At 44.7% G+C, this 17,249-nt stretch carries 9 protein-coding genes; all 9 read left to right on the plus strand.

Features of this window, described 5'->3' with window-relative positions:
- Positions 1-163 precede the first annotated feature (163 nt).
- The 9 genes from AACM02_RS12775 to AACM02_RS12815 all read left to right on the plus strand — a co-directional run bounded on the left by AACM02_RS12775 (position 164) and on the right by AACM02_RS12815 (position 17,222).
- On the plus strand, positions 164-3,355 hold the full coding sequence (locus AACM02_RS12775; RefSeq protein ID WP_332456138.1) for a TonB-dependent receptor: 3,192 nt from the start codon (positions 164-166) through the stop codon (positions 3,353-3,355).
- A gap of 21 nt (positions 3,356-3,376) precedes the next feature.
- The gene (locus tag AACM02_RS12780) at positions 3,377-5,017 is read left to right on the plus strand and encodes a RagB/SusD family nutrient uptake outer membrane protein (protein WP_339117183.1); all 1,641 of its coding nucleotides are present in this window, start codon (positions 3,377-3,379) and stop codon (positions 5,015-5,017) included.
- Positions 5,018-5,044: 27 nt separating this feature from the next.
- The gene (locus AACM02_RS12785) at positions 5,045-6,223 is read left to right on the plus strand and encodes a hypothetical protein (protein ID WP_214062228.1); all 1,179 of its coding nucleotides are present in this window, start codon (positions 5,045-5,047) and stop codon (positions 6,221-6,223) included.
- Positions 6,224-6,535: 312 nt separating this feature from the next.
- The gene (locus tag AACM02_RS12790; protein ID WP_238866016.1) at positions 6,536-7,486 is read left to right on the plus strand and encodes an IS30 family transposase; all 951 of its coding nucleotides are present in this window, start codon (positions 6,536-6,538) and stop codon (positions 7,484-7,486) included.
- Between the two features lie 14 nt (positions 7,487-7,500).
- The gene (locus AACM02_RS12795) at positions 7,501-9,708 is read left to right on the plus strand and encodes a glycoside hydrolase family 38 C-terminal domain-containing protein (protein WP_339117184.1); all 2,208 of its coding nucleotides are present in this window, start codon (positions 7,501-7,503) and stop codon (positions 9,706-9,708) included.
- 36 nt (positions 9,709-9,744) lie between these two features.
- Positions 9,745-12,408 carry a glycoside hydrolase family 38 C-terminal domain-containing protein gene (locus AACM02_RS12800; protein WP_339117185.1) on the plus strand — a complete coding sequence of 888 codons (2,664 nt, stop codon included), beginning with the start codon at positions 9,745-9,747 and terminating at the stop codon, positions 12,406-12,408.
- A 24-nt stretch (positions 12,409-12,432) separates the two neighbouring features.
- On the plus strand, positions 12,433-13,809 hold the full coding sequence (locus AACM02_RS12805) for a sugar porter family MFS transporter (RefSeq protein ID WP_339117186.1): 1,377 nt from the start codon (positions 12,433-12,435) through the stop codon (positions 13,807-13,809).
- A 9-nt stretch (positions 13,810-13,818) separates the two neighbouring features.
- Positions 13,819-14,835: a hypothetical protein gene (locus AACM02_RS12810; protein ID WP_321716197.1), complete on the plus strand. Its 1,017-nt coding sequence runs from the start codon at positions 13,819-13,821 to the stop codon at positions 14,833-14,835.
- A gap of 29 nt (positions 14,836-14,864) precedes the next feature.
- Complete coding sequence (locus AACM02_RS12815; RefSeq protein ID WP_339117187.1) at positions 14,865-17,222, plus strand: GH92 family glycosyl hydrolase; 2,358 nt, start codon at positions 14,865-14,867, stop codon at positions 17,220-17,222.
- The last annotated feature ends 27 nt before the right edge of the window (positions 17,223-17,249 follow it).

Below are 17,249 nucleotides of genomic sequence, written 5' to 3' on the forward strand. Positions count from 1 at the left end.
CCTCTGATGATCATATTCATAATATATGATAATTTATGTGTCATTTTGTGCTTAATTTTTTATAATATATTACAATTTTACTTCCATTCTGCAAAAAATCAATCACTCAATACCAAGATGCGCTCAGGACTTTAATTAATTATTAATCTAAAAAAATGAAAGAATGAAAAGACAAATTTCAAATCTGGCAAGAGGAATGGTGTTCATTTTATTATGGACTATTTCCTTATGTATGTTTGCTCAGGGCATTACAGTAAGAGGTAGTGTGGTTGATGCAAACAATGAACCATTAATTGGGGTAACGATTCAGGTTCCTGGAACTACCATCGGAACTGTTACCGATGCCGATGGGAATTTTACGTTAAGTAATGTTCCCTCCAATGGCCAAATAGAGGTATCCTATGTGGGCATGCAGACACAGTTAATTCCGGTGAACGGAAGAACAACCATACAGGTGACCTTAAGTGAAGACACCGAATTACTGGAAGAAGTGGTGGTGGTTGGGTACGGCACCATGAAGAAAAGCGACCTGACCGGTGCCGTCGAGAATGTATCTGCAGCCCGCTTGCTGGACAAGCCGGCATTCAACGTGGCTCAGGCTCTTTCGGGAAAGGTAGCCGGATTAAAGATCATTGAACGTTCGGGAGCACCCGGAGGTATCCCCATGATCCGTATCCGTGGAACGAACTCCATCAACTCGGGAAACGACCCGCTTTTTGTGGTAGATGACGTAGTAGGCGTCACCAATGCATTAACCATTTTAAATCCAAACGAAATTCAATCCATTGATGTATTGAAAGACGCTTCTGCTACGGCTATTTATGGTGCCCGTGGCGCAAACGGCGTTATCATTATTACCACCAAGCGCGGTGTCGAGGGAAAACCGATAGTATCGTACGATGGTTATGTCACACAAAGTTATATGCAACGCAGGTTGAACGTATTGAATAACGAACAGTTCTTCTACGTGATCAGGCAAGCCTATATGAATGTATCCAAATACGCTACCAATCCTAACTGGTCAACCCTTTACGATGCTTCTATCCTGCCTCCGGGGAAAGGCTCCATGACCTATTCCGAGATGCCTTGGTTGTTTGAAAAAACAACACAGGGGGGATACCCAATTCCAATGATGGGGCGCGACGGAAACTATTACAAACCGCGTTTTGAGAACGACTGGGAGGGCGAAACTTTCCGGCCGGCAACTTCCACCAACCATCAGATAGCCATACGCGGGGGGAATAAAGACGTAAAACTGGGCACTTTCCTAGGATATTCAAACAACAACGGATTGCTGTTAAATTCAAACTTCGAACGTTTTTCAGGCAAACTCACCGGAGATGTAAAACTGACCGACTGGTTCAACATCAACTCTTTCTTATCGCTGAACAGAAGTAAGGAAAGGACCAACGACGTTTCATATTTCAGCGGGGGTATGGCACGTTCCGCTATCGAATCTTACCCTATGCTACCCATCAAGTATCCCGATGACCCGGAAGTCTACGGAATTTATGCCGGACAATACGGAACCAATGCCGACTTCCCGATGGGAGAAGTGGACTGTCAGTCTCCCGTAGCTATCAGTAACGGGGTGGAAACATTCAGACGCCGCGTGCAGGTAAACGGAGCTCTTAGCCTCAATTTCACGATTACTCCAAACCTGACGTTTAAAAGCAATTTTGCTATGGATCTTCTGGAAGAGAAATATTACCGGTATGCCAACAGAAAAATTTCCCGTTCGGCACAAGGTGCTGCAAACCTGGAAGCATTTAAAAATTATTACTGGCAAAACGAAAACTATTTCAACTACAACAATACGTTCGGAGATCATACAATTGCCGGTTTGCTGGGAGCATCCTGGTCGAGATTTACGGGTGAGAACCTGACCACTTGGAACGACCATTTCTTTGATGACTTTTACGGCTGGCACAATATCGGGATTGGTACGGCAACGAGGCCTGCTCCAAGCAGCAGCGATCGCCAAAATTCACTCAATTCTTATTTTGCCCGTGTGAATTACGATTTTATGGGCAAATACCTGTTTACAGCTACAGGACGTTATGACGGCTCTTCCAAATTCGGGAAAAACTCCAAATACGGATTCTTTCCCTCTGCCTCAGTGGCCTGGAGAATGAGTGAAGAAGAGTTTATGAAGAATATCAACGGGCTGACCAACCTGAAATTCCGTGCAAGTATCGGCCAGACAGGTAACCAGGAAATTGGTAGTTATGTAACACAAACCTTTATCGGCTCAGGAAACGTAGTATTGGGAAATGCGGGACAACCCGGACTGTGGCCCAACTCGGTAGGAAATCCCGACCTGAGGTGGGAAAAAACGACACAATACAACTTTGGAGTCGATTTGGGGTTTGCAGACAACAGAGTCACTCTGATGCTGGATTATTACAACAAGCTGACATCGGATATGTTACTGGACGTACCTTTGCCACAATCTACCACAACGGGGAGTGTGCGGTTGAACTACGGAAAAATACGCAACGAAGGATTTGAAGCCGTATTGAGCACCCACAACGTGAAAACACGGAATTTCAACTGGTACAGCGACATCAACTTCACCCGTAACGTCAACACCATTGAACAATTGGGCCCGACAGGAGCAGACATCTTACGTAACTGGTGGGTAGGCGGAGCCAATACCATTTTAAGGGAAGGTTTGCCGGTCGCTCAATTTTTCGGATTAAACCGTTTAGGAACCTACGGAACTCAGGAAGCTAGCCTGGCAGCCCGTTACGGCATGCTTCCCGGCGACGTTAAATACGAGGACCGGAACAACGACGGAAGAATCAGTTTCGTAGAAGACGGTATACCTATGGGAAGCGCTTTCCCTATTTGGGACATGAACGTTAACAACAGCGTAACGTACAAAAATATCGACTTCAACCTGGACATCCGTATTTCTTACGGCGCCAAGAAGGAAAACAGAACCAACCACTCTTCAGAAGACCGTCAGGGCTTAGCCAACGGAAAAACATCCATCTTGGATGCCTGGCGCCCCGACCATCAGAATACGATGGTGGCACAGGTTCGTCCCGGAAACGGCGGTGCATACTACCAAACTTATCCCGATACCCGTTGGATTGAAGACGCTTCTTTTGTCAGGGGTGATGGGATGACGCTGGGTTACACCTTCCCGCAGGACATGACGAAGAAAGTCGGAGCCAGCAGGGTGAGAATATACCTGAATGCTTCCAATTTCTTCTTATTGACCAAATATTCAGGCTACGACCCTGAAGGTAGCGATAACGATAACATGGATAGTATTACACCCGGTATGGACTTCTTCATGTATCCGAGACCGTCGAATTACTCATTCGGTGTTAATCTTACTTTCTAACCCAATTAAACTGCATTGAATATGAAAACAAAATCAACCAATATAAAATACGTATTCATTACGTTGATGGCCGGGATATTGTTCTTTTCCTGTAATGAATTTTTGGCAGAACATCCCACCGGCACATTGACAGATGAAGCACAGATCACAAGTATCCCCGGCGGCGTTGCACTGGCAACAGGAGCCTACAGGGCATTGCCCGACTGGACAGGCGGAGGTAACGTATGGGGAAGCAGCCTCCCGGGAAGTTTGGAATATCCCACTGGAAAAGCGTATGCACAATACATGGGATCAGACCTTTGGAAATACGAAACCGATATTATGGATGGAACGCATCCATATTTTACAACCATATGGAACAACTGGTACAGAGGCGTCAGGGATGCCAACCTAGCCATAAAAATGTTACCGGGCGTGACGCAGATGCCGGAAGCCGACCGGTCAAAATATATGGGTGAAGTCCGCACATTACGCGCATTCTATTATTTCTGTCTGGTAAGACTGTATGGCGATGTCATAGCCAATACGACTGTTTTGCAGAATGTAAACGATGCTCAACAGCCGCGTACGTCGCTGGTAAATATTTATGACAAGATCATTGTTCCCGATCTGGAATTCGCTGTAAATGAAAGTAATCTACAAGATACGCGATCAACAGACGGGCGGGTTACCAAACACGTTGCCAGAGCAATACTGGCGGATGTCTACCTGACCATGGCCGGTTATCCCTACCAGGAAGCAAGGACTGACACCACAAAGAAATGGTGTGAAACCGGGAGCTGGGCTATGACCGAATATCCAGTAAATACCCCAAGTGCAAAAGAGTTGTTGCAGAAAGCCAAAACCCAGCTGGATTTTCTTTACGGCAAGTATCCGATCGGGAATTTCAGTGATTTGAACAATCCGGAAATGGACAATCAGGGAGGAGCAATTTTTCAGATCCAGTATGCATCAGGCATCAGGGATAACGGACTGATCGTTCATACGTTACCTTTATCCCTTCAGATTTCTGTATTTGATGTGGAAACCGGGACATTCATCCCCAGCACGGAATACCTGAACTCGTACGACCCGGCAGATATCCGTATGCAGGAAAGAGTATATTTTTACAGCAGCGATACAAAAGCTGCAAAATACGATCCCAACGAAAGCCCTGCACCAAAATTTGCCACCAGGTACCTGCAGAAATATTACGATAAGGACGCCATCAAGAGGAGTGCTCGTTCCGGCTTAAATTTCAACCTCTACCGGTATGCCGATATTTTACTGATGCAGACGGAAGTAAACTGGGCCCTGAGCAGGTTGGGAGTATCGATTCCCGGAAATGACATTATAAAAGGGATCAATGAAGTGAGAACAAGAGCCGGGTTACCCAGTTTTTCAGCGGAAGGACTTACCCTGCTCGACATCATGAGTGAACGCGCTTACGAACTGGTATTTGAAAACAAGATGTTGTGGGACCAGAGACGTACCCGCAAAGTACTGGTTGATGGAAGCGGCCAGTTTACCAGCATTGAAAATTTCGTTGGTCACCAGCCTGTAAATTTCAACTTTGAGTTTAGCAATAAACATTTACTGTCTCCGGTTTCGGGTACCGAATTGGATAACAACAGAAAATGTACTCAGAATTTCGAATGGTTGCCCTTACAGAAAGGGGAATGATTTTATTAATTTGAAAAATTTAAACGTATGAAAAAATATATTTTAACTCTTTTTGCCGTCATATTCATCATCAGTTGTGGTCAGGACAATGTATATGAAATACCCACTGACGCAAATGGGAACATTATCTGGACCGGAGTGTCAAGCACCACAACGACCGGAATAAGCTCTATCGATAACTCGTTCACGGTTACCGCCACATTTGCAACAGCTAAAGCCGGCGATGTGATGAAAGTGGAGTTGCTGCAGTTACAAACACCTCCCGAAGGCGGGACAACAAAACAGTTGCTTCCCCTGGCAAACACTCAAAAGGATGTTACGGTCGGAAGCGACCTGAAGGCATCTGTAACCTATACCCGGGATCAGGCGAACCTGAAAGGGGTGGGCGATTATGTCATGGTTATGTTTAACGGAGCTACCGATTATGCAAAACAACGAGTGGACATGACCAACGCCATGACGGTATCGAAACCCACAGTGTCCGGTAAGGAAATTGAGGTTGCCCGTACGGCTGAAGTAGCCTATTTCAATGTAAATGTAACCCCCAAAGAAGGCACATTCACTGGAAATGTTGAAGTAAAAAGAAAAAACGGCACCAACGGGACCTGGATTGATGTAACAGGATCTCCTTTCTCGGGCGCTACACAGCCTTATCTAGTGCCTATTGCGGGAACCGACTTTGTTATCGAAAACGATACAATGTTCTACACCTTTACAGCTACACAAGGCAGTTATCAGGAAAAAATTGAAAGAACGGTTATTGTAAGAGATCCCTATTTCTACCTGAAAAAATCGGCCACACTCACACTGGGCGGTTCTTCGGCAGGTAGAAACCTGCTTATAAACGCAGCTGTTCCTGCAAACGATCCCATGGCCCTGATTGCTATTGAAGGTTCCCTGATGCTTAAAGGTGGTTCAGCATATCTGGCTGCCGGCAAAACCATACAGTTTGTGCCTTCTACAACTGCAATGTACGCGCTCAATAATTCCAATACGGCAATTGCTGCATTTGAAAGTGGAACGCCAGCCAACACATTGGATCCTATTTCAGGACAGGGCGTATACATATTCAAAGCGGTAACCGGTCCAAATCCAGCCGATGTATATTACGGAATGATTATGGTTACCGGCGTAACTCCAAACCAGTCCGTTTCGTTCGAATACAGAATTGGGAACCAGTATGCTCACCTTACCGTAATAAAGTAGGGGAAAGCATAAATACAACAACACCGCGAATAAGTCCGCGGTGTTGTTGTATAAAAAACGGTCGTGAAGCTATCGGTATCATCGGAGCCTATTTTTAGGCACAATTGCTATGTTAATTAAATATAAAAACTAAGTTCAAGATAGAAGTGCAAAAGATTTGATTACATTACACTTCTTATCTTAATTGTTTTTTTCCAAAATCCCCTTTCAAAAGTGCTTAAGGGGTTTTGAAAAAAACAATTAGTCAATCAGCAACATAAAAAAATAAAAAAGGAGACCGAAGTCTCCCTAAAATTAACTATTATGTTGCTTATGAAAAAATACAAACAGTTAACTTCAGAACAAAGATATGCTATTTATTTAGGCTTACAAAACGGAACAAGCAAGTCTGAAATAGCCAAGCAGATAAAGGTAAATATTTCTACGGTTTATAGGGAATTAAGCCGTAACAAAAACAAAACTGGAGGCTACTCATGGCGTTTGGCACAAGAGATGGCCCAAGAGCGCAAAGAACGTTTACCGGGCAATAGATCGACATCGGAGTGGATTAAACAGAAAATAATCCGTCTCATTCGCAAAGATTGGTCGCCCAAACAAATCAGCGGATATCTCGCAAAATATGATCAAATATCTATCTCTCACGAGACTATTTATCAATGGATCAGGCAAGATAAGAAATCGGGAGGAAACCTTTACAAGCACTGCCGCCACAAGCTCAAATACAGAAAAAGACCCGTAGGTTCTGCCACTAACATACCCAACAGAAAAAGTATTCGCCAAAGGCCAAAAGAGGCCGACGGAAGCCGGTTTGGAGATTTTGAAATGGACACCATAATAGGAAACGGACAAAAGGAAATAATACTGACAATGACAGAAAGAAATACAAACTTTATAATGATGAGAAAACTGCCTATGGGCAAAGACTCTAAGCAGGTTTGCAAGGAAGTCATTGCTATGTTGCTGCCTTATAAGGACAAACTGAAAACCATTACAACAGATAACGGATCCGAGTTTGCAGCACACGAACTGATAACAAAAAAGTTGAAAGTACCGGTATATTTCACTGATCCTTATTCATCGTGGCAAAAAGGAGCTGTTGAAAATGCCAATAAATTAATCCGGCAATACATCCCAAAAGGAGCAACATTTAAAGATTATTCCGATGAGAAAGTAAAAGAAATACAGCATAAACTAAACAGAAGACCAAGAGAAAAATTAGACTTTAGCAATCCTAAAATAGAGTTTTACAAAAATTATTACTAAATTGCACTTGCTGGTTGACTCTAGGTTCAGGAATTCAGGTTAAAACAGCCATGCAAAACGATGTAAACGGAATAGCGTGGTGCATGCCCGATTATTTTAAAAATACCGGAGTAAAATACCTTATCATGGGCATAAACGAAACAAGATCAATAAGGCCGTTTGATATACCCACTTGTTTCTGGTGGGAAGCGCCATCCGGGGAAAGGTTATTGGCTTTCAGGGGTGAACACTACATGACCGGCAATTTTTACAACATCGAAAAAGAAGACATCGATTTCACCCATATGATCTGGGGTATTTCAGAGTTGGGGAAAAAAGGCTATCCGTTCGACCGGATAGGTATCCAGTTCTCAGGTTATTTTACTGATAATGCCCCACCTTCCACTGCCGCCTGCAAATTTGTTGAAGAATGGAACTCCACCCACGAATTTCCTAAACTAAAACTAGCCGTAGCCAGTGAGTTTATGGAATATGTTGAGGAAAATCATGCCGAAGAGTTGCCGGTTTACAGAAATGCCTGGCTCGATTGGTGGACGGATGGCTTCGGCTCTATTTCCCGTGAAACAGCGGAAATCAGGAAAACACAGAACGCCATCCAGCAAGACGAAGGGTTATTGGCCATGGTTACACTGCTGGATGGCGAACTATCGCCTGAAATTGAAAAAAAAATCGAGCACATCAAGGAAAATATCATTTTCTTTGATGAACATACGGTTGGAGCAGCCGAAAGTATTCAATCTCCATTTTCCGAAAATTCGGTTAAGCAATGGCTGCAAAAAGGAGCCTACGCCTGGGAGGCTGTAAAAAAAGAAACACTGATGAAGGAAGAAGCTTTGGCCAGGTTGCAACCCTATTTGCACAAAGCAAATTTTCCCGTCATTTACATTATCAATCCCTTGGGGTGGGACCGCTCAGGATCTGTAGAACTTTTCATCGATTCAGAGGTATTGCCTCCCGAAAAAAAGGCCAGCATAACGGATGTTTCTACAGGAAAGAAAGTCCCTGTCCAGTTGGTTAAAAAAAGGGCTGAGGGCGCTTACTGGATGCTTGAAGTAAAAGACATCCCAGCACTGGGTTATAAAGCATTAAAAATCAGCACAACAGACGAGTTATTGTCACCAGAAATACTTCCTGGAACCGAAATTATGGAGAACGGGTTTTACCGGATCGAAGTGGACAAAAAGACCGGTGCGGTTAAAAGCCTTTTCGACAAGGAGCTTCGTCTCGAATTGGTTGACCGCAACAACCCCTACCATTTGGGACAACCCATCAGGGAAACATCCGAAAAACGCGACACCCCCCCATTCCACCGGGCCGTGAGCGACCACATCAGTGTGGAAAAAGGTGTGCAGGGCACTATTTGGGAAAGCATAAAAATATTTTCAGACATGCCGGGATTCAGCGGCGCTGGGGAAGGGGCAACAAAGGGCTTGGAACTTGAAATAAGGCTTTACCGCAATACCCGAAAAATAGAATTTAAATACAGTGCACATAAGGAGATAATCACCGATCCCGAAGCATTGTACATAGCTTTTCCCTTTTCTTTACCGGAGGCTAAAATTGTGTTCGAAACAACCGGAGGCATATTAACCCAGGGCCAGCAGCTTCCGGGCTCTTCTTCCGACTGGAATGTCGCCCAAAACTTCGTTTCCGTTCGGAGCAGCAAAGGCCAGGTGGTAGTTGTCAGTAATGAAGTTCCCCTGTGGCAATTCAGCGATTTCAACATGGGTAAATTCGAACGCTATCCCAAACAAGGACTTCCCTGGCTCTATTCCTGGGTAATGAACAATTACTGGTTTACGAATTTCAGGGCTTACCAGGAAGGAACTTTTAGCTGGAGTTATCAACTTACCTCTACAAACGATACCACCAACGCTTTTGCTACAAAATTCGCATGGGGAGAACGAAATCCTTTTGCCACCAGAACCCTTCCCGCAGGAGAGAACAAATTATGCAATGCATCGCTCAGAACATTAAAAATCGATGGCCCCGAAAACGTCTTGGTAATAAATATCCGCCCGTCCTTTCACAAAAAATCGATTATACTGCATTTACGTGAACTCGAAGGATTGCCGGCCGATATTAAGCTGTCACCCGCTGATCAAACCCTAACCATAAAAAAAGTAACCGAAATTAATTCCCTGGGAGAGAGAACCGGACAACCGATATCAGCCATCCGGTTAAAACCTTATGAAGTGAAATTTATTGAAGTGGAAATTTAATGTTTTTCTAAACTAAATCATCAAAAAATGAATACGATGAAAGCAATTCTTATCACCCTTTGTGTTTCGTGGGTATCGTTATCCTCTTTTGCAATGTTCAACGAACCTCTTGTTCCCGACGTATCAAAGAAAGATACCATCCATGTCGTAGGACATGCCCACATGGATATGAACTGGCTATGGACTTACTCCGAAACCATGAAAATGTGCAACGACAATCTCAGGCAAGCCGTCGCTTTTATGAAGGAATTTCCCGATTATACCATGATTCAGAGCCAGGCCTCTGTTTACAACTTCGTGGAAAAAGTAGATCCTCCGTTGTTTGAAGAAGTTAAAAACTACGTAAAAGAGGGGCGCTTTGAACCCGTTGGGGGTATGTGGACCGAAGGCGATATGAATCTTTCTTCCGGTGAGGCCATAACCCGTTCCTTTTTACTTGGACAACGCTACTTCCAGAAACATTTCGGAAAAATGGCAACCATCGGCTGGCTACCCGATAACTTCGGCCATGTGTCGCAGATGCCTCAAATATTGAAATTGGCCGGATGTAATTATTTCTATTTTCACCGGTGCAAACCTTATATCGGTACATTCTGGTGGGAAGGGACTGATTTATCTAAAGTCCTTTGCTACGCAAACGACACCTATAACGGCGACATTAACTTGAAACTGAAAGATGAACTCACCAAATTTGACCCCAAAGGGCACCGGATCCTGCAAATTACCGGCGTAGGAGATCACGGAGGAGGTCCCACCCGGGCAAACATAGAGATGGTCCATCAACTGGATAAGATGGCTGATTATCCTGCCGTAAAATTTACAACGGCGAAAGATTTCTTTAAGAAAAGCGCCGTTGAAGCCAAAGACAAACCAACGCATCACGGTGAAATGCAGTTTATATTCGAAGGTTGTTACACCACCGTATCGGAAATAAAATCAGGGAACCGTAACAACGAGAACATGCTGTACAGCAACGAGTTTTTTAATACGCTACGCTGGTTGAAAGGAGACAACTACCCTGCTGAAGAAATACGCGACCTCTGGATTACACAAACATTCAACCAGTTTCACGATATTCTTCCCGGATCGGCTATCAACGAAGCCAACAAAGAAGCCGTTGCCCGGTATATGGAAAATCTCCGGAAGTCGACGGAACTGAGGGACAACGCTTTCCGGAAAACAGCCGACGAAATAAAATTTCAGACCAACATGGGACAACCTGTGGTAGCATTTAACCTGCAGCCAGTCTCGCGTAAAACGGTTGTGGAAGCAAACGTCTATTCTCACACGCAACCTGCTTCCGTAAAATCGACAAGCTGGGGCGATTATTACGGGTCAAAAAACATTACTCCCATCGATAAAGGCCAGGGAAATTATCCTACTGTTTTGGTTCGTGATGCTTCCGGAAAAACGTATCCCGCGCAAATTGTATGGTCCAAGGTAACTCCTCCGGGGTTCACCTCAAAAATACAATTCATTGTTGACGAAATGCCGGCAGGAGGATACAAAACGTTCTACGTGGATATGACCCAGCCGGGCACGTTCAATGAACCGATCCCTTTCGAAAACAACACATTCGAAACAGATTTCTTTGAGGTAAAAGTAAACATGAAAACCGGATCAATCTCAAGTCTGTACGACAAACGTAACGGGAAAGAATATGTTCAGGAAGGGAAAGAACTGAATCGCCTCAAAATGTATCTAGAAGACAAGAAAGGGGGAATGAAATCATGGACCTTGAATAAGATTGTAAAAGAAGAAGAGGTAGATGATGTAAGAAGCGTGAAGGTAGTAGAAAACGGGCCGGTAAGGGCATGTATTGAAACGGTTAAATACTGGGGAAAATCGAGTTTCACCGAAAGAACCTACATCTACCGTTCCTATCCGAGAATCGAATACGAAATGGAAGTGCATTGGCTTGAAACCGGAACAGACTCAACCGATTCACCCATGCTAAGGGCTCACTTTCCACTGGCATTTGATGCTCCAAGATTTTATTGCCAGGTGCCTTTTGATGTGGTTGAAAGGCCGGCAAACGGTAAGTTTCAGGGAGGAGCCGTGCCCAGACACCTCACCTCCCAATCGAATGTTTACGGTGTTGATCCCGAAAGAGGTGACGGACAGGAAGTGCCCGCACAAAAATGGGTGGACGTAACCGACGGGCAAGCCGGTATAGCCCTTCTAAATAAAACCAAATACGGGCATTCCTATCACGACGGGGAACTACGGCTTACGCTGATGAGAGCCGCAGGCAGTCCGGACATCTATCCCAATCTCGGCAAATTTGTCATCAGTTATGCACTTTATCCTCACGCGGGAGATTGGAAGAATGGCGTATGGGTAGAAGGCGATGATTACAATGTTCCCGTGCTGGCAGCAGAGCCTCCCTCGCTGGCTCTGATAAAAGACCACGCCACACAACCCGAGGAAAAATCGTTCTTCTCCGTAGCCCAGCCCAACATAGCAATAACAGGCATCAAACAATCCGAAGAGGGCAATGAACTTATAATCAGAATGGTGGAAACTGAAGGAAAAGCAACAACCGCCACTATTAATCTACCCGTTGCGGCAACATCGGCACGAAGGCTGAACCTGATAGAAATGCCCCTCCAAGGTGTATCTTCACCTGCCTTACAAGGTACAACCCTATCTGTACAGTTAAAACCCCATGAAATTGCAACAATCGGTATCAAACCTTAACGGACAAACTTAAATTAGTGATGTATGCAAAACCTAAATACAGTAGTTTCTGAAAAGAGAATTAATTTAACCGGTATTTCCCTTATAGCTGCCTTGGCCGGTTTCATTTTTGGGTTTGACACGGTTGTCATTTCCGGAGCCAATTTACCCATTAAGGAACTGTGGAACACCTCCCCACTATTTCATGGATTTTTTATCATGTCCATGGCTTTATGGGGCACCGTGATCGGAGCAATTTTCGGTGGGTTTCCCACGGAAAAATTCGGAAGAAAAAAAGTATTGCTCAGCGTCGGGATCTTGTTCAGCTTATCAACAATAGGAACGGCATTGGCTACAAACCCCTATTCTTTTTCTTTCTTTCGATTTATCGGGGGATTGGGGATCGGAATATCTTCTGTTGTGGCCCCCATCTATATATCGGAAATTTCTACTCCGGCAAACAGGGGAAAGCTTACCGGAATGTATCAGTTCAACATTGTATTTGGTTTGCTGATAGCATATATTTCAAATTATTTTTTAAAGGGATTTGACGGAGCAAACGATTGGCGTTGGATGCTGGGTGTTATGATTATACCTTCTCTTGTTTACGCACTGCTGGTAATCTTTGTTCCCGAAAGTCCAAGATGGCTGGTGATGAAAAACAGGGAGGGAGAAGCTGAAGAAATAATTACCCGGCTAGGGATTAATCATCCGAAAGAAGAGGTTCAAACCATTGCAAACCATATTAGGGAACAAATGAAGCGTAAAAAATCTTCCCTTTTTATCCCCCGGTACAAACGTATCCTGTGGTTGGCTTTCTTCATCGCTTTTTTCAATCAGTGGTCGGGTATTAATTTTATTCTCTACTATGCTCCCGAGATTCTGGAACGATCCGGATTGGCAGCTAGAGACTCCTTAATGAACTCCATCCTGCTTGGCGGAATAAACATCATTTTTACTTTTTTAGGATTATACCTTATCGATAAGCTGGGCCGGAAAAAATTACTTATTATCGGCTCATTCGGATACATTATAAGCCTTGTAATGGTTGCGTGGAGTTTCTATACTCACGCCGGATCCATGGTCCTGCTGGTCTTTTTGTTGTTGTTCTGCGCATCGCACGCTATCGGACAAGGCACGGTTATCTGGGTCTTTATTTCGGAAATATTCCCAACCGGTATCCGGGCGAAAGGCCAGTCTTTCGGTGCGAGTATACATTGGGTCTTTGCTGCCCTCATTACGTTGATCACTCCTGTTTTTTTGGATTCCGAAAGAGGTGTCTTCCGGGAAAACCCCTGGCCCATATTTGCCTTCTTTGCCTTCATGATGGTGCTGCAACTGATATGGGTATTACAGAAAGTACCTGAAACCCGGGGGATCTCCCTGGAAGCGCTGAGTAAAAAGTTGATACCGGACAAATAATCTATAAGCATGGTCATTTTAGAAAACAACAACGTCTTGCTGAAGATAAATTTAGATGGCGGTTCTTATTCCGATTTTCACCTGAAAGATCAGCCTTTGAATCCCATTAACTGGGTGATTAAAGACGAGACACAACCTCCTTTTAAAGGCCATTTCCTTTGTTTCGACCGTTGGGGGCCTCCTTCCGAAGCCGAAAAATCAAATGGGTTTACGCATCACGGAGAAGTGAACAGTCAACGATGGGAACTAATAAACCATGCTGCTACCAGCACTTCTAACGAATGCGTTATGTGTTGCACTTTACCGATGGGGGGACTGGAAATAACCCGGCAGGTCAGTCTGTCGGGAGAAGAGCCGCTATTTTTCGTTTCGGAAAAAATCAGGAACCTCAACAAGTATGGCCGCATGTTCAACCTAGTTCAACACGTCACCGTTGCGCCGCCTTTTCTCGACAGGAAAACCTTATTCGATAACAATACCGAAAAAGGATTTGAAGACAAGGAAGACGGAAGTTTACATCAGGAAGAACCTGTTCTGTGTTGGCCTGAAGCCGTTCATAAGGATGGGAAAGTAGACCTGCGGCATTTTCAGGATCCCTGGCCCAGGGTATCCTCTTTCATTTACAACAGACGTGAAACTTACGGCTGGGTTACCGCAAGTAATCCCACCCTGGGGGTTATGTTGGGCTATCTGTGGAAAGTTGAGGATTATCCCTGGATTAATTTTTGGCGATCCATGGAAAACGGCAATCCTGTAGCTTTCGGTATGGAATTTGGCACTACCGGGTTACACGAACCTTTCACGGTAGTGGCAAAAAAAGGGAAGATCTTTGACCGGAACCTGTATGAGTTTATCGATGCCCAAGAAACGATTGAAAAGACTTTTCTGGCCTTTCTGGCCAGGATCCCTGAAGATTTCAACGGAGTAGATAACATCAGGTTGGAGGACTCAAACCTGGTTATCAGGGAAAGAGGCAGAACAGACAGAAACATCCGGTATAAGTTCAAGAGACATTATCTGGGATGACAAAAAGTCAGCACGCAATAAAGATCAACATGAACAGGTTAAAAATATTACTTATTCTATCGGTTATGGCCGTTCCTCACCTCCGTTCCGTGAGTCAGGAAAGGCCTTCAGATTTGGCAAACCCTTTGATTGACACGCACAAATCCAGGTACGATTATTTTATATCTGCGGCACTTCCCTTTGGGATGGTCTCCCTCTCTCCCGATATGAAACACGGCGAGATGTGGAATTCAGGGTATTTATACGACGAAAAATATATCCTGAATTTCTCACATGTGCACAACGGACAAACTGCCGGTATACCGGTAATGCCGGTTGTGGGAGAATGTAAAGGGTACCTCGGGCTTGAAGCAAGCAAGTCGGAATTCAGTCACGACAAAGAGGTGGTCAAGGTGGGTTATCACAAAGTTTTTCTCGAAGATTCTCAAATTACGGCGGAGCTGACCGCTACCTGTAGGGTAGGAATGCATCGGTACACTTTCCCGGCAGCAGATACCGCCCACTTCATCTTTGATTTAAGCGCTGCTCTGGGGGCAACAAAAACATCATATGCCTACGCAAGAAAAATCAGTTCAAACGAAATTGAAGGATATTCTCTCCTCTCCCCCACGTTCAGGAGAAAAAAACCTTACCTGATTTTCTTTGTTGCTCAATTCGACAAGCCATTTGACAGTTTTAACGGTTGGGAGAAAAACAAGGAAGGTATCCGAAAGATAATCCGCCCTGAAGAAAATCTCATATCCGGCGATACCATCGGCGCATACGTAACCTACAGAGGATTGAAAAACAACGAACAGATATGCATCAAGGTAGGCATCTCTTTTGTCAGCACTGAAAATGCGAGGATGAACTTGAGCTCAGAATTACCGCATTGGAATTTTGACAAAGTGGTAAAAGATGCCGCAGAAGCGTGGGACAACTATTTAAGCCGGGTACTGGTGGAGGGAGGGACCCGGGAACAGCGCATAAAGCTATACACCGATTTGATGCATACCGCTTCAAAAAGAATATCCGACGATGTAGATGGTTCATATATGGATTGGACAGGCATGTATCCGGTGGCAAGAAAACTCCCGTTGGGAAGCGATAACAAGCCCACCCGGCACTTCATCGAAGGAGACGGGCTTTGGGGAGGACAATGGAACCTGAACATCTTTTGGACACTGCTTTATCCCGAATACGGCAACTGGATGGTAGAAACATTTCTTGACTACTACCGGAATGCGGGGACAATGGCCCGCTGTTCCTGGGGGGGAAATTATTCCTATGTCATGGTGGGAGATCACACAACCCCATTGATAGCCGCCCTGTTGTCTTCAAAACGGGCCACATTCGATCCCGTTAGTGCCTATACCGGAGCCCGAAAAAATGCTTTCCCTGGAGGGATAAGGGACAGGGGCGGTTACGAAGCAGGCCCGCATCCTTCGGGAGGCGGGATGGATTGGTACGTCGAAAAGGGATATGTACCCATCGAGATCAGGGAGCGAGGTGAGGGCTTTCACCGCGAGGGAGCGGCAATGACGCTTGAATATGCTTATCAGGACTGGTGTCTTGCCCAGATGGCCGGGATACTGAAAAAGAGCGAAGACAGGAAACTTTTCATACAACGTTCCGAGAATTGGAGAAATGTTTTCGATCCGGCAATCGGGTGGTCACGTCCGCGACATGTCTCAGGGGAATGGCTGAAGGATTTCACGCCCGTTGTGGAAAAGGGGAAATTCAATTCCCCCGGATTTATTGAAGGAAGTTCGGCTACATATACTTTTTATGTTCCTCAAAACATGGAAGGTTTAATCCAGGAAATGGGAGGAAACAAAAAATTCATCGAGAAGCTGGAGTCAAATTTTTTAAAAGCAAAGGATTTTCGGTTTATTGCTCCCCACGGAGAACATGGCTCTGCCTGGGTTGATTATGAGAACCAACCTTCACTGGCAATGGCTCATTTGTTCAGTCACGCCGGAGCTCCCTGGAAAACACAGTACTGGGTGCGCGAGGTCAAGGAGAAAGCTTTTGGAGGAGTGGATCCGTACAGCGGGTACAACGGTGACGAAGATCAGGGAATGCTGGGTGCGCTTGGGGTGTTAATGGCCATCGGCTTGTTCGATTTACAAGGATGTGTGGGTGAATTTCCCGAGTTGGAGATCACAAGCCCCCTGTTCGATAAAATAGTGTTGAGGTTTCCCTCTTTGGCAGATCCCCTACAAAACACCCTGTTCAGGATTTCTGTAAAAAAGAAAAATCCTGCAGACATATACATTCAACACGCCATATTGAACGGTATAAAATGGTCCCGTTTTCAATTTCCTGTTACTGATTTTTTAAACGGAGGAGAACTTGAGTTGGAACTGGGTCCTTATCCCAATAAAAAATGGGGAAAACCCTTTTGAAAGATACAATCTACTAAAACATCAAAT

It is taken from the genome of Petrimonas sp. (genome assembly GCF_963921705.1).
Classification (GTDB): domain Bacteria; phylum Bacteroidota; class Bacteroidia; order Bacteroidales; family Dysgonomonadaceae; genus Petrimonas; species Petrimonas sulfuriphila.

Excerpts from the sequence above, each read along its gene's own strand:
- AACM02_RS12800 (WP_339117185.1), top strand. The coding sequence starts at position 9,745 with ATGAAAGCAATTCTTATCACCCTTTGTGTTTCGTGGGTATCGTTATCC.
- AACM02_RS12775 (WP_332456138.1), top strand. The coding sequence starts at position 164 with ATGAAAAGACAAATTTCAAATCTGGCAAGAGGAATGGTGTTCATTTTA.
- AACM02_RS12810 (WP_321716197.1), top strand. The coding sequence starts at position 13,819 with ATGGTCATTTTAGAAAACAACAACGTCTTGCTGAAGATAAATTTAGAT.
- AACM02_RS12780 (WP_339117183.1), top strand. The coding sequence starts at position 3,377 with ATGAAAACAAAATCAACCAATATAAAATACGTATTCATTACGTTGATG.
- AACM02_RS12790 (WP_238866016.1), top strand. The coding sequence starts at position 6,536 with ATGAAAAAATACAAACAGTTAACTTCAGAACAAAGATATGCTATTTAT.
- AACM02_RS12815 (WP_339117187.1), top strand. The coding sequence starts at position 14,865 with ATGAACAGGTTAAAAATATTACTTATTCTATCGGTTATGGCCGTTCCT.
- AACM02_RS12805 (WP_339117186.1), top strand. The coding sequence starts at position 12,433 with ATGCAAAACCTAAATACAGTAGTTTCTGAAAAGAGAATTAATTTAACC.
- AACM02_RS12785 (WP_214062228.1), top strand. The coding sequence starts at position 5,045 with ATGAAAAAATATATTTTAACTCTTTTTGCCGTCATATTCATCATCAGT.